Origin of the sequence: Cupriavidus basilensis OR16 (genome assembly GCF_000243095.1) — a bacterium.
GTDB lineage: Bacteria > Pseudomonadota > Gammaproteobacteria > Burkholderiales > Burkholderiaceae > Cupriavidus > Cupriavidus basilensis_D.
Map to the genome: position 1 here is coordinate 1 of NZ_AHJE01000289.1, position 630 is coordinate 630.

The window sequence follows — 630 nt, forward strand, 5'->3', positions numbered from 1 at the left end:
CGGTCAGCACGATGCCGTCGGGGCCGCCACCGTCCGCCAGCCGGATAGCGGTGGCCGCCACCGACTGGGTGCCGCGGCTGGTGCCGACCAGCCAGACCGGCAGGCCGGTGTGGCTGCGCATCCAGGCGATCACGGCCCGGGTGTCTTCGGCATGCTCGGGGGATAGGCGAAAGCCGGTCAGGTAGGGCCAGGACAGCCGGTCGCTCGGCGCATCGATGACCGCGACCGCGAACCCGTTGTCGACGAAGAGCTGGCGCGAGCGCACCAGGAAATTGCCGGCGCCCCAGCCAACGCTACCGTTGGGGTAGATGTTCAGGCCGCCATGCCCGCCCGCGTAGAGGATCACCGCGGCCTTGGGCTGCGCGGGCGCAAGATAGAGGAAGCGCTGCGTCACGCCAGGGCGGGTCGGGATGTCGACCACCTGCGGCGCCGTCTGACGCCCGCGCCGCCAGCGTGCAGAGCAGCAGCATGACGCATAGCCCTGCCTGGCGCAGCAATCCCAACGGCGTGTTTGGTGGGTGGCAAGGCATGGGTTATCTCTTTCAGGGGGGGATTGTCCGGCGGGCACGACGCTCGTGGCTGCGGTTGAAGATAGCACCGGCCGCCGGCGCGGCCAATCAGTCTACGCGT

1 pseudogene is annotated in these 630 nt (G+C 69.8%); it reads right to left on the bottom strand.

The features are described from left to right. Positions 1–421: pseudogene (locus OR16_RS38765) on the bottom strand (alpha/beta hydrolase); the annotation flags it as partial. Positions 422–630 lie beyond the last annotated feature (209 nt).